Origin of the sequence: Cellulosimicrobium sp. 4261 (assembly GCF_040546915.1) — a bacterium.
GTDB lineage: Bacteria > Actinomycetota > Actinomycetes > Actinomycetales > Cellulomonadaceae > Cellulosimicrobium > Cellulosimicrobium cinnabarinum.
In genome coordinates, this window is sequence record NZ_JBEPOQ010000015.1 from 43,960 (window position 1) to 56,973 (window position 13,014).

Sequence of the window (13,014 nt, forward strand, 5' to 3'; positions counted from 1 at the left end):
ACCTCACCAAGGAGACACGTCGATGACCCTGCGCACGACGAAGCGCCTCTGGACCGCCGCGCTCGCGGTCGGCACGCTCGGCGCGCTGAGCGCCTGCGCCGGCGGTGCCGGTGCCGGCAGCTCCACCCCCACGCCCGAGGACGGTGCCGCGTCCGGCTCCGTCACCATGTGGACGTACCCCGTCATCGCCGACGAGGCCGCCCACAAGGCCTTCTGGGACGAGCAGGTCGCCGCGTTCCAGGAGGAGAACCCCGACGTCGACGTCAAGGTCGAGATCTACCCGTGGGCCGGCCGCGACGAGACGCTCGCGACCGCGATCGCGGGCAACAAGGGCCCCGACGTCGTCTACCTCATCCCGGACCAGATCCCGAAGTACGGCAAGTCCCTCGCCGCCGTGGACAACTACGTCACGGACCAGGTGGGCGACCTGCGCGAGAACGCGTCGAAGGCCGTCACGGTCGACGGCGCGATGCTCGGCTCGCCGCTGATCATGAACAGCAAGCCGCTCGTGTGCAACGCCGCGGCGTTCGAGGCCGTCGGCGAGGCGGGCAACTACCCCGAGACGTGGGACGACCTCATGGCGCTCGCGCCGACGTTCCAGGCCGCCGGCTACGACGTCACCAACTACTGGGGCTCGGTCGACGCGACGCTCAACGAGTCCTTCTACCCGCTGCTGTGGCAGGCGGGCGGGTCCGTGTTCTCCGAGGACGGCTCGTCGGTCGCGTTCGACTCCCCCGAGGGCGTCGAGGCGCTGCAGTTCGCGGTCGACCTCGCCGAGGGCGGGTACATCGAGAAGGACCTGCTGACGACCATCCCCGCGTTCGAGCAGACGAACACCGCCAAGGGCAAGATCGCGTGCACCTGGCAGCAGGGCCCGGCCGACGTCGCGGGCTTCTGGGGCGAGGAGAACGTCGTCGTGCTCCCGCCGCTCAAGGAGGCGGAGGCGGTCGCGTTCGGCACCGTCGGCTCGCTGTCCGTGCTCAAGACGGCGGACAGCCTCGACGCCGCGGGCAAGTGGGCCGCGTTCGCGACCTCGCCCGAGGTGAGCGCCGAGTACGCCAAGGCCGCCGGCTGGTTCTCGCCGTACGAGAGCGAGTCGGGCCTGTACGCCGACGACGCGGTGCTGTCCGCGCTCGAGGAGACGCTCCAGTACACGACCGCGGGCGAGGTCAACGAGAAGTCCCGTGAGGTCATGGGTGTGCTCGCCCCGGAGCTCCAGGCCGCGCTCATCGGCGAGAAGACGCCGGAGCAGGCCCTGAAGGACGCGGCCGCGGCGGCGAACCCGCTGCTCGGCTGACCGACGCCGCGGCGCGGGCAGCCGTCCCCCCTGCTGCCCGCGCCGCGGTACCTCGCGGTACGAGAGGAGAACCCATGACCGCGACCGCCCCCACCTCGGACGGGCTGACCGCCGACGGGGCCGACCGCCGCCCGGCGCCGAAGCCCCCGCGCGGCACGACCCGCCGCGTCCTGGAGCGCCGAGAGGCGAGGATCGGCCTGCTGTTCGCCCTCCCCGCGTTCCTGCTGTTCCTGCTGTTCCGCTTCGGCCCGGCGATCGCCGGCGTCGCGCTGAGCTTCTTCGACTACACCATCGGCGTCGGCGCCGAGTGGACGGGCGTCGAGAACTTCCGGCGCATGGTCGACGACCCGATCTTCTGGTCGGCGCTGCGCGTCACGGTCGTGCTGAGCGTGCTCATCGTCCCCGTGTCGCTCGCCATCTCGACGTTCATGGCGCTCATGGTGCGCCGCTCGTTCCGCGGCTCCGGCTTCTACCGCTCGGTGTTCTTCCTGCCCGTGGTCACGAGCCTCGTGCTCGCCGCGACCGTGTTCACGTGGGTGTTCTCCACGAACGGCCCGTGGTCGAAGCTCATGGGCGCGCTCGGGTTCTCGACCGACTCCTGGCTGGGCGACACGCTGCTCGTGCTGCCCGCGCTCGCGATGGTCGCGATCTGGTCGCGCTTCGGCTACGGGATGCTCATCCTCCTCGCGCGCATGCAGGACCTGCCGCGCGAGCTCGAGGAGGCCGCCGCGATCGACGGCGCCGGGCCGTGGAAGCGGTTCTGGTTCATCATCGCGCCGCAGCTCAAGCCGACCCTGTTCTTCCTCGCCGTCATCGAGACGACGGCGTCGTTCCAGATCTTCGACCTCGTCTACGTCATGACGGCGGGCGGCCCCGCCCGGGCGAGCTACAACCTCGTCTTCTACATCTACGACCAGGGCTTCAAGTACTTCGACCTCGGCTACGCGAGCGCGCTCGGCGTCGCGCTGTTCGTCGTCACTCTGGTCGTCGCCCTGATCCAGCGCTACGCCATCGGGAGGGACAAGTGACCGCCGTCGACCCCACCACCACCGGGCGGGTGCTCGAGGGCGCCGCGATGCCCGTGCGCCCCGCCGCGACCCGCCGCCGGCGCGGCCGCAAGGGCGCGAGCGACCTGTCGCTGCGCGGCAAGGTGCTGCGCTACGCCGTGCTCTCGCTCGCCGCCGTCGTGACGATCTTCCCGTTCTACGCGATGGTCGTGCTGTCGCTGAAGCCGGCCGCCGCGATCGACTTCCCCGCGTCGCTCCTGCCGACGAACCTCACGACCGAGGCCTACGGCCGCGTGCTCGGCGCGGGCAACATCGGCACCTGGCTCGTCAACACGCTCGTGTACTCCGTCGTGTCCGTGGTCGCGGTGCTGCTGCTCGCGTCGATGGCCGGCTACGCGTTCGCGAAGAAGAAGTTCCCCGGGCGCGAGGCGATGTTCTGGTCGTTCCTCGCGATGGTCATGGTCCCGTACCACGTGACGCTCATCCCGACGTTCATCCTCATCGCGCAGGCGGGCGGGCTCGACACCTACTGGGGCCTGATCCTGCCGACGCTCGCGAACGCGCAGGCCGTGTTCCTCATGCGGCAGTTCATCCTCGACCTGCCCGACGAGCTGTTCGAGGCCGCGAAGCTCGACGGCGCCTCGGAGTGGCGCATCTTCCTGCGCATCGTGCTGCCGCTGTGCAAGCCGATCCTCGCGACGCTCGGCACGTTCGTCTTCCTGTGGCACTGGAACGACTTCCTGTGGCCGCTCATCATCGGCCAGGGCACCGACCACTGGACGCTGACCGTCGGCATCGCCTCGCTCCAGCAGCAGGACGTGCCGCTCAACATGGTGCTCGCGGGCGCCACCATCTCGTTCGTTCCGATCTTCGCCTCGTACCTCGTGGCCCAGCGCTTCTTCGTCGAGGGCGTCACCTCGTCCGGCATCAAGGGATGACTCACCACATGACCACGCAGACCAGCACCACCGCCCTGAAGGCCCCGACGTCCGTCGCGGAGCTCGAGGAGCTGCTCACGACGCCGTCGCCCGCCCTCGTGGAGGACCTGGCCGCCCGCTCGGGCGACCTCGTCATCCTCGGCGCGGGCGGGAAGATGGGCCCGAGCCTGACCGTCCTCGCCCGCCGGGCGCTCGACGCGGCCGGGCGCACGGGCGACGCCGTGCACGCCGTCTCGCGGTGGTCCGACCCCGAGCAGGCCGACCGCCTGCGCGACGCCGGGGTGAACGTCGTCGCGACCGACCTGCTCGCGCCCGACGCGGACCTCGCCGCCCTGCCCGACGGCGCCGACGTCGTCTACATGGTGGGCGCCAAGTTCGGCACGTCGTCCGCGCCGTCGCTCGCGTGGGCCGCGAACGCGGCCCTCGTGCACGACGTCGCGCGCCGCTACGCCGACTCCACCATCGCGGCGTTCTCCACCGGGAACGTCTACCCGCTCGTGCCCGTCGAGTCCGGCGGGTGCTCGGAGGAGCACCCCGTCGGGCCGGTCGGCGAGTACGCGATGAGCTGCCTCGGCCGCGAGCGCGTGCTCCAGCACGCCGCGCTCTCGCGCGGCACGAAGGTCGTGACGATCCGCCTCAACTACGCCGTCGACCTGCGCTACGGCGTCCTGTTCGACGTCGCGTCGCCGATCCTCGCGGGCGAGCCCGTGGACCTCACGACCGGGCACGTCAACGTCGTGTGGCAGGGGTACGCGAACGAGGTCGCGCTGCGCTCGCTCGCGCTCGCGTCGTCGCCCGCGACGGCGATCAACCTCACCGGACCGGAGACGGCGTCGGTGCGGCGCCTCGCGGAGCTCCTCGGCCGCGGCCTCGACCGCGAGGTGTCGTTCACGGGCGAGCCCGCCCCGACGGCGCTGCTCAACGACGCGACGCGCTGCCACGAGCTGTTCGGCTACCCGCAGGTGCCGCTGCGCACGCTCGTGGACTGGCAGGCGCGGTGGCTCGCGGCCGGGCTGCCGACGAGCGGCAAGCCGACGAAGTTCGCCGTGCGCGACGGGGCGTTCTGATGACGGCCCCCACCACTCCCGCCGCAGCGCCCGCGACCCCGCGCCTCGCCGACGACGTCGCCGCGCTCCTGCGCGCGGGCACGGTCATCCCGGCCCAGCCCCTCGCGCTCGACGCCGACCGTCGTCTCGACGAGCGCCGCCAGCGCGCGCTCACGCGGTACTACCACGCGGCGGGCGCGGGCGGCGTGGCCGTCGGCGTCCACACGACGCAGTTCGAGATCCGCGAGCACGGGCTCCTGCGGCCCGTGCTCGAGCTCGCGGCCGAGGTGTCGCGCGCGACGGTCGCGGGCGACGCGCCCGCGGGCTCGCTGCGCACCGGGCCCCGCCCGCTCGTCCAGGTCGCGGGCGCGGCCGGCGACGTGCGGCAGGCCGCGGCGGAGGCGGAGCTCGCGGCATCGCTCGGCTACGACGCGGTGCTGCTCGCGCCGCGCGTGCCCGGTCTCACCGGCTCGCGCGAGGAGGTCGAGCGCGTGCTGCTCGACCGTGCCCGCGCCGTCGGCGAGGTGCTGCCCGTCATCGGGTTCTACCTCCAGGAGGCGATCGGCGGCCCGCGCCTGTCCGTCGGCTTCTGGCGCGAGTACGCGTCGATCGAGGCGGTCGTCGCGATCAAGGCCGCGCCGTTCCACCGCTACCGCACGATCGACGTGCTGCGCGGCGTCGCCGCGTCGGGTCGCGGCGACGAGATCTCGCTGTACACGGGCAACGACGACGCGATCGTCGCCGACCTCACGCAGCGTCTCGACGTCCCGGTGACCGACGCCGAGGGGCGCGCCTCGACCTTCACGGCCCGGTTCGTGGGCGGTCTGCTCGGCCAGTGGGCGGTCTGGACCCGGGGCGCGGTCGAGACGCTCGCGCTCGCGCACGCGGCGCACGGCATCGGCCCCGACGGCGGGGCCACCGTGCCCGACGCCGCCGCCCTGGCGACCCTCACCGCGCGCGCGGCCGGGCTCACCGACGCGAACGCGGCCGTCTTCGACGCGGCGCACGACTTCGCGGGCGTCATCGCGGGCGTGCACGAGGTGCTGCGCCGCCAGGGTCTGCTCGACGGCATCTGGTGCCTCGACCCGGCCGAGACCCTCTCCCCCGGGCAGGCCGACGAGCTGACGCGGGTGACGGCGTCGTACCCGTGGCTCGCGGCCGCGGACGACGCGCTCGTCGCGGAGCACCTCGAGGACTGGCTGCGGTGACCGGCGCGCCCGGCACGGAGACCGTCGGGGGGCCCGGCCCGGGGACCGGGGCGGCCCGCGCGGTCGTCGCCGTCGCGCCGTGGCTGCGCGCCGAGCTGTTCGCCCCGGACGCGTGGGAGCGCCTGGCCGGCGCGGGCCCGTTCGACGTCGTCGACGAGCCGCGGGCGCTGGGCGCCGCGCTCGACCGGCTGAGCCCCGCGGCGCGCGAGTGCGTCGACGCGCTCGTCGTCTCCTGGGGCACCCCGCCCCTGGACGCGGACCTCCTGGACCGGCTCCCCGGCCTGCGGCTCGTCGCGCACACGGGCGCCTCGGTCAAGCCGTTCGTCACGCCCGCGCTGTGGGAGCGCGGGGTCCGCGTGACGCAGGCGGGCCAGGCGATGGCTCGCCCGGTCGCCGAGGTCTCCGTGACGTTCGCGCTCGCGCTGCTCCACCAGGTCCCCGCGTTCCACAACGCCCTGCACGACGGCGTCCCGTGGGCCGACGCGGAGGCCGCACCCCCGCGGTACGAGATCGCGGGCACACGCGTCGGCGTCGTCGGGGCGTCGCGCACCGGGCGCGCGGCGATCGCGGTGCTGCGCGCGCTCGGCGCGGAGGTCGTGGTCGCCGACCCGACCCTCTCCCCCGCCGACGCCGCCGCGCTGGGCGCGACGCTCGTCGGGCTCGACGAGCTGCTCGCGACGAGCCGCGTGACGATGCTGCACGCGCCCGTGCTGCCCGAGACCCATCACCTGCTCGGCGCGCGTGAGCTCGCGCTCCTGCCCGACCACGCCGGGCTGGTCAACACCGCACGGTCGTGGCTCACGGACGAGGACGCGCTCGTCCGCGAGCTCGCGAGCGGGCGGATCAGCGCCGCCCTCGACGTCTACGACGCCGAGCCGCTGCCCCAGGACCACCCGCTGCGCCGCCTGCGGAACGTGCTCCTCACCCCGCACCACGCCGCCGCGACCGTGCAGGGCCGGCTCGCGCAGGGCGCGATCGTCGTCGACGAGCTCGCCCGCTTCCGCGCGGGCGAGCCGCTGGTGCACGAGGTCCGCGCGACCGACCTCGACCGCATGGGCTGAGCCTCCCGCGCCGCGCCACGACCGGGGCCGACGTCGAGGTGTACCGCGCCCCGCTCGGACCGCTGCGAGAATCGGGGGCGTGAGCGAGACCCCCGACCCCCGCACCGACTGGCGGCCGCACGTCGCCGACCCGGCCGCCCGACCGCCGTCGACCCTGCCCCACGTCGTGTTCTTCGAGCCGCGCATCCCGGGGAACACGGGCAACGCGATCCGCCTCGCCGCGGTGACCGGGGCGCGTCTGCACCTCGTCGAGCCGCTGGGCTTCGACCTGGACGAGCCCAAGCTGCGGCGCGCGGGGCTGGACTACCACGACCTCGCGAGCGTCGAGGTGCACACGGACCTGGACGCCGCGCTGGCGACCCTCCCGGGCCGGGTCTTCGCGTTCACGACGCGCGCGACGACGTCGTTCACCGACGTGACGTACCGGCCGGACGACGTCCTGCTGTTCGGCCCCGAGCCGACGGGCCTGCCCGACGACGTGCTGGCCCACGAGCGGATCACGGACCAGCTGAAGATCCCCATGCTGCCCGGTCGCCGGTCGCTCAACCTCACCAACGCGGCGTCGATCGCCGTCTACGAGGCGTGGCGCCAGACGGGCTTCGCCGGCGGTTCCTGACCGCGGCACCCGACCGGCCCACCCGCCCGGCATCCCGTGAGTGCATGAGACAGTCGCGCCCCAAGGCCTCGGACGCGACTGTCCCATGCACTCAGCGGGGGCGGGGTCAGACGAGGTCGCGCACCGCCGCGTACTGGTCCCGGATCGCCGGGACCGGGTCGGCCTCGACCACCGTAGCCGACGACGCGGCCCAGGTGGGCGGGGCGACGTCCGCCCCGGAGCCGCCCGCCTCGTGCGCGGCGAGGACCCACGCCGCCTGGCGCGCGGCACCGTCGGCCACGTACTCGCCGGGCTCGGGGACCGTGACGGGCAGGCCGAGGACCTGCGGCGCGATGCGCCGGACCGCCTCGGACTGCGCGCCGCCGCCGATGAGCTGCACGCGCTCGACCCGGACGCCGAGCGCCCGCAGCGCGTCGAGCCCGTCCGCGAGGCCGCACAGCATGCCCTCGACGTACGCGCGCGCGAGGTGCTCCGGCGTCGACGTGCCGAGCCGGATGCCGTGCAGCGTGCCCGACGCGTCGGGACGGTTGGGCATGCGCTCGCCCTCCAGGTACGGCACGAGCACGAGCCCGTCCGCGCCGGGGGGCGCCTGGAGCGCGAGCCGCGACAGCCCCGCGTGGTCGACGCCGAGCACGGCGCGCGCCGCGTCGATCACCCGGCTCGCGTTGAGCGTCACGGCGAGCAGCAGGTACCGGCCCGTCGCGTCGGAGAACCCGTTGACGAGGCCGGAGCCGTCCGCCGTGCGGTCGTCGGTCACGGCGGACACGACGCCCGACGTCCCGATCGACACCGCGACGTCGCCCGCGACCATGCCGAGGCCGAGCGCCGCACCGGCGTTGTCGCCCGCGCCGGGGCCGAGCAGCGTGCCGCCGTCGACCGCGCTCCCGGCGACCGAGGGGTGCGCGACGCCCGCCGTCGCGGACGGCCCGACGACGCGCGGCAGCACGACGTCGGTCCGTCCGAGCGCGAGCTCCAGCAGGTCGAGGCGGTACGCGCCCCGGCCGTCGGAGCCGCCGTCCCTGGTCGCGTCGTAGTAGCCGGTGCCCGACGCGTCGGACGCGTCGGTGACGAGGGCGTCGAGGTCCGGCCCGAGCGGCGCGGACTCGTCGCCCGCCGGGCCGTACCCCGCGATGCGCCACGTGAGCCAGTCGTGCGGCAGCGCGACGGCGGCGACGCGCGCCGCGTTCTCCGGCTCCGCGTCGCGCAGCCAGCGCAGCTTGGTCACCGTGAGCGACGCGACCGGCACGGACCCGATCGCGTCGGCCCACGCCTGGGCGCCCGCCTCGGTCGCGGACTCGACCCGGTCGTGGGCGTCGCGGACGCCCTCGGCGAGGCGCGCCTCGCCGAGCTCGCGGATCAGGTCGCGCGCCGCGGGCGCGGAGCGCGTGTCGTTCCACAGGAGCGCGTCGCGCACGACGTTGCCGTCCGCGTCGAGCGCGACGAGACCGTGCTGCTGGCCGCCGACGGCGAGCGCCGCGACGTCGTCCAGGCCGCCCGCCGCGGACGCGGCCTCGCGGAACGTGTCCCACCACGCGTCGGGGTGGACCTCGGTGCCGTCGGGGTGCTTGGCCGAGCCGGTGCGCACGAGGGCGCCCGTCCCGGCGTCGCGCACGACGACCTTGCAGGACTGCGTGGACGTGTCGACGCCGGCGACGAGCACGCGCTCGCCGCCGGCGTCGGACGTCCTGGCGTCGGTGGCCACCTCAGCCGATGAGGTGCTCGAGCGCGAGCTGGTTGAGGCGCACGAAGCCGAAGTCGCGGTTCGCCGCGGCGTCGACGTCGAACTCCTCGTACGCGCTGCGGTCCGCGAGCAGGTCGGCGACGGACTCGCCCTCGCCCAGCGTGGACTGTCCCAGCTCGAAGACGCCCGAGTGCGCGAACGCCTCCTGGACGCGGCTGTCGGCGCGGTACGCCGCGGCCTTGCGCGCGAGCAGGCGGTAGGTCTCCATGTTGGCGCGCGCGGAGTCCCACACGCCGACCTCGTTCTCGGTGCGCGACGGCTTGTAGTCGAAGTGGCGCGGGCCCGTGTACGTGGGGCCGCCGTTCGGGAAGCCGTTCTCGAGCAGGTCGACCGTGAAGAACGCGGAGAGCAGGTCGCCGTGGCCGAACACGAGGTCCTGGTCGAACTTGATCGAGCGCTGGCCGTTGAGGTCGATGTGGAAGAGCTTGCCCGCCCACAGCGCCTGCGCGATGCCGTGCGTGTAGTTGAGGCCCGCCATCTGCTCGTGGCCCGTCTCCGGGTTGAGGCCCACGATGTCGCCGTTGTCGAGCTTCGCGATGAGGCCGAGCGCGTGGCCGATGGTCGGCAGGAAGATGTCGCCGCGGGGCTCGTTCGGCTTGGGCTCGAGCGCGATCTTGAGGTCGTAGCCCTTCTCCTTGATGTACGCCGCGGTGAGGTCGATGCCCTCGGCGTAGCGCTCGTGCGCGGAGTGCAGGTCCTTGGCGCCGTCGTACTCGGTGCCCTCGCGGCCGCCCCACATGACGAACGTCTTCGCGCCGAGCTCGGCGGTGAGGTCGACGTTGCGCAGCACCTTGCGCAGGGCGTAGCGGCGCACGCCGCGGTCGTTCGACGTGAGGCCGCCGTCCTTGAAGACGGGGTGGCTGAACAGGTTGGTCGTCACCATCTCGATGACGAGGCCCGTGTCCTCGGCGGCCTGGCGCACCGCGCCGAGGCGCTTCGTGCGCTCCTCGTCGTCGGAGCCGAACGGGACGACGTCGTCGTCGTGGAACGTGAAGCCCCACGCGCCGAGGTCGGCCAGGCGACGCACCGACTCGGCCGGGTCGAGCTCCGGGCGGCTCGCGCTGCCGAACTGGTCCTGCGCGGTCCAGCCCACGGTCCACAGACCGAAGGAGAAGTTGATGTCCTGGATGGGCTCGTCGGCCACGGTGGTCTCCTCGTCGAGAGGGCCGGAGCGACGTCGATCGACCCCGGCCTATTTATGTCTTACGGCTGAACTTATCCGCACGGGTCGGTAAGGTCAAGACCGTGAACCGCAGCGTCGCGACCCGGACGGGTCCCCCAGCAGCCCGCCAGGCCACGCTGCGCGAGCACAACCTCGCCCTGGTCGCGCGAGCCGTGTTCGAGGCGTCGCACCCGTGCTCACGGGCCGACATCGCCGGCGCGAGCGGCCTCACGCGCGCCACCGTCTCGACGCTCGTCGACCGGCTCGTCGCCGCCGGCATCGTGGCCGAGCTGCCGCCGGCCACCCCGCAGCGCGCCGGGCGGCCCGCCGTCCCGCTCGCCCCCGCGCCGCGCACCCTCGTGGGGCTGGGGCTCGAGGTGAACGTCGACTACCTCGGCGGCCGGGTGCTCGACCTCACCGGCGCCGTCGTCGCGGAGCACGTCGACCCGGACGACCTCCACGACAGCGACCCCACCGCGGTGCTGGCCCGCCTCGGCCGCATCGCGCACGACCTGCTCGCGCAGGTCCGCGCCGACGGCATGACGGTCGCGGGCGCACGCCTCGCCCTGCCCGGCCTCGTCGACCCCCGCGCCGGGCGGCTGGAGGTCGCGCCCAACCTCGGCTGGTCCCACCTCGACCCCGTCCGCCTCCTCGGGCTCGGCCCCGACGTCGCCGTCGAGATCGGCAACGAGGCCAAGCTCGCCGCGCTCGCCCAGGCGAGCCACGGCGTCGTGCCCGACGACGCGAGCGGCCCCGCGCCCTCGACGTACCTCTACGTGTCGGGCGACGTGGGCATCGGGTCCGCGATCGTCGTCGACCGCCGCCTGTTCCACGGCCGCCACGGCTGGACGGGCGAGGTCGGGCACGTCGTCGTCGACCCGCGCGGCCCCCGGTGCCGCTGCGGCGCGACGGGCTGCCTCGAGCAGTACGCGGGCAAGGACGCGCTCCTGCGCGGCGCGGGCCTGCCCGTCGACGCGCCCACCGGGGCGCTCGTCGCCGCCCTCGACGCCGGCGAGCCGGACGCCCTCGCCGCGGTCGAGCGCGCCGGGACCGCGCTCGGCAGCGCGCTCGCCGACTACGTCAACCTCGTGGACATCGACACCGTCCTGCTGGGCGGCATCTACCCCGCGCTCCTGCCCTACCTGCGCGCCGCCGCCGAGGCCGAGCTCCGGGCGCGCGTCCTCGCCGCCCCCTGGACCGACGTCGTGCTGCTGCCCGCGCCGGTCGGCGACCACGCCGCGCTCACGGGCGGCGCGCGCGAGGTGCTGCGCGGCGTCGTCGAGGACCCGAGCGCCTGGGTCGCCGAGGACTGATCCCCGGGCGCGCGCCGGTGGTGCGCGCCCAGGGGCCCGCGTCAGGCCAGGTCGAGCCCGACCGCCGCCCACGAGAGCGCCGGGAGCGTCAGCCGCACCTCGCCGTCCTCGACGCGCGCGCCGAGCGGCACGGGGCGGACGGGCTGCGCGTCCCGCGTGTTGGTCACGAACCGGTCGTGCCCCTCGGGGACCGTCAGCACGACGGCGTCGCGCACCGCGCGCACCCCACCCGCGGCGAGCGTGACCTCGACAGGGTGCTCCGGGTCACGGTTCACGCAGAACACCTCGACACGACCGTCGGCGGTCGTCGTCGCGGAGACGTCGACGACGGGCACGTCGCCGTACGCGGCGGTCGGGACGGTCGGGCAGTCCGCGGCGACGCGCAGCGCGGCGCCCCGCGCACGGGAGGCCGTGATCGCGAAGGGCCAGAAGATGGTCTGCCGCCACGCGTCGGCGTCGGGCTCGGTGCGGATCGGCGCGATGACGTTGACGAGCTGTGCCTGGTTCGCCATCGAGACCCGGTCCGCGTGCCGGACGAGCGAGTTGAGCAGGCTCCCGACGACGACGGCGTCCGCCACCGCGTACTCGTCCTCGATGATCCGCGGAGCGACGTTCCACGCCCCCGTCAGCAGCGGCTCCTTGTCCCGCTCGTTGAAGCGGTCGAGGTACCACACGTTCCACTCGTCGACGCTGATGCCGAGCCGCCGACCCTGCATCCGGTCGCCGAGCGCCGCCTCCTCCTCGTCGAGGATCCCCGCGACGGTCGCGATGTAGCGGTCGAGCCCGACGCCGGACGCGAGGAAGGAGGGCAGGTCGCCCGGGGTCTCTTCGTAGTAGGCGTGCAGCGACACGTGGTCGACGAGCCCGGCGGTCTGGCGGACCACCTCGCGCTCCCAGTCCCCGAACGTCGGCTGGTCGGCCGACGACGACCCCGCCGCGACGAGCTCGACCGTCGGGTCGACGAAGCGCATCAGCCGCGCGGTCTCGGCCGCGAGCCGGCCGTACTCGTGGGCCGTCTTGTGGCCGATCTGCCAGTCGCCGTCCATCTCGTTGCCGAGGCACCACAGGCGGAAGCCGAACGGGTCCGGCGCGCCGTTCGCCCGACGCTCGTCGGACAGCGCGGTACCGCCCGGGTGGTTGCAGTACTCGAGGAGCTGCGCCGCCTCGGCCGCGCCGCGCGTGCCGAGGTTGACCGCCATCATGACCTCGAGCCCCGCGCGCTCGGCCCACCCGGCGAACTCGTGCAGCCCGACCTGGTTGGTCTCGATGCTGTGCCAGGCGGCGTCCAGCCGGACCGGGCGCTGCTCGCGCGGGCCGACGGAGTCCTCCCACCGGAAACCGGAGACGAAGTTCCCGCCGGGGTAGCGCACGACCGTCGCACCCAGCTCGCGCACGAGCTCGAGCACGTCGCCGCGGAAGCCGTCGGCGTCGGCCGAGGGGTGCCCGGGGTCGTGGATCCCCCCGTACACGCAGCGCCCCATGTGCTCGACGAACGTGCCGAACAGCCGCGGAGAGACGGCGCCCACGGCGTCGTCCGGATCGATCTGGATGCGTGCGTGGGTCATGGTCCTCGTCTCGTGGGTCGGTGCCGACGGGTCGACGGCGGGGCTCTGCGGTGCGCGGGC

The 13,014-nt window shown here is 74.3% G+C and carries 11 protein-coding genes; 8 read left to right on the forward strand and 3 right to left on the reverse strand.

What is annotated here, in order from left to right; translation table 11 throughout:
* The first annotated feature begins 22 nt into the window (after positions 1-22).
* From ABIE39_RS15970 to ABIE39_RS16000, 7 genes are all read left to right on the forward strand, one after another.
* Positions 23-1,297 (forward strand): ABC transporter substrate-binding protein, encoded by a 1,275-nt coding sequence (locus ABIE39_RS15970; RefSeq protein WP_074810197.1) that lies wholly within the window; start codon positions 23-25, stop codon positions 1,295-1,297.
* Between the two features lie 74 nt (positions 1,298-1,371).
* Positions 1,372-2,325 (forward strand): carbohydrate ABC transporter permease, encoded by a 954-nt coding sequence (locus tag ABIE39_RS15975; RefSeq protein WP_083385437.1) that lies wholly within the window; start codon positions 1,372-1,374, stop codon positions 2,323-2,325.
* Entirely contained in the window at positions 2,322-3,242 is a 921-nt protein-coding gene (locus tag ABIE39_RS15980; protein WP_255436962.1) for a carbohydrate ABC transporter permease, read from the forward strand. Before ABIE39_RS15975 ends, ABIE39_RS15980 begins: the two co-directional genes overlap by 4 nt.
* Positions 3,243-3,250: 8 nt before the next feature.
* Entirely contained in the window at positions 3,251-4,309 is a 1,059-nt protein-coding gene (locus tag ABIE39_RS15985; protein ID WP_354052535.1) for an NAD-dependent epimerase/dehydratase family protein, read from the forward strand.
* A complete protein-coding gene (locus ABIE39_RS15990; protein ID WP_354052537.1) occupies positions 4,309-5,496 on the forward strand; it encodes a dihydrodipicolinate synthase family protein in 1,188 nt (395 codons plus the stop codon). Before ABIE39_RS15985 ends, ABIE39_RS15990 begins: the two co-directional genes overlap by 1 nt.
* Positions 5,493-6,557: a hydroxyacid dehydrogenase gene (locus ABIE39_RS15995; RefSeq protein ID WP_354052538.1), complete on the forward strand. Its 1,065-nt coding sequence runs from the start codon at positions 5,493-5,495 to the stop codon at positions 6,555-6,557. Before ABIE39_RS15990 ends, ABIE39_RS15995 begins: the two co-directional genes overlap by 4 nt.
* 154 nt (positions 6,558-6,711) lie before the next feature.
* The gene (locus tag ABIE39_RS16000) at positions 6,712-7,173 is read left to right on the forward strand and encodes a tRNA (cytidine(34)-2'-O)-methyltransferase (RefSeq protein ID WP_354052573.1); all 462 of its coding nucleotides are present in this window, start codon (positions 6,712-6,714) and stop codon (positions 7,171-7,173) included.
* A gap of 106 nt (positions 7,174-7,279) precedes the next feature.
* Here the strand turns inward: ABIE39_RS16000 and ABIE39_RS16005 are convergent, their stop codons facing one another.
* Both ABIE39_RS16005 and xylA read right to left on the reverse strand, forming a co-directional pair.
* Positions 7,280-8,875: a xylulokinase gene (locus ABIE39_RS16005; RefSeq protein WP_354052540.1), complete on the reverse strand. Its 1,596-nt coding sequence runs from the start codon at positions 8,873-8,875 to the stop codon at positions 7,280-7,282.
* 1 nt (position 8,876) lies between these two features.
* The gene (xylA, locus tag ABIE39_RS16010) at positions 8,877-10,058 is read right to left on the reverse strand and encodes a xylose isomerase (protein WP_249355793.1); all 1,182 of its coding nucleotides are present in this window, start codon (positions 10,056-10,058) and stop codon (positions 8,877-8,879) included.
* Between the two features lie 101 nt (positions 10,059-10,159).
* On the opposite strand from xylA, the gene ABIE39_RS16015 reads away from it, so the two are divergent.
* On the forward strand, positions 10,160-11,389 hold the full coding sequence (locus ABIE39_RS16015; protein ID WP_175007658.1) for an ROK family protein: 1,230 nt from the start codon (positions 10,160-10,162) through the stop codon (positions 11,387-11,389).
* Between the two features lie 41 nt (positions 11,390-11,430).
* On the opposite strand, the gene arfA is transcribed toward ABIE39_RS16015, so the two are convergent.
* On the reverse strand, positions 11,431-12,954 hold the full coding sequence (arfA, locus tag ABIE39_RS16020) for an arabinosylfuranosidase ArfA (protein ID WP_209828389.1): 1,524 nt from the start codon (positions 12,952-12,954) through the stop codon (positions 11,431-11,433).
* Between the last annotated feature and the right edge of the window lie 60 nt (positions 12,955-13,014).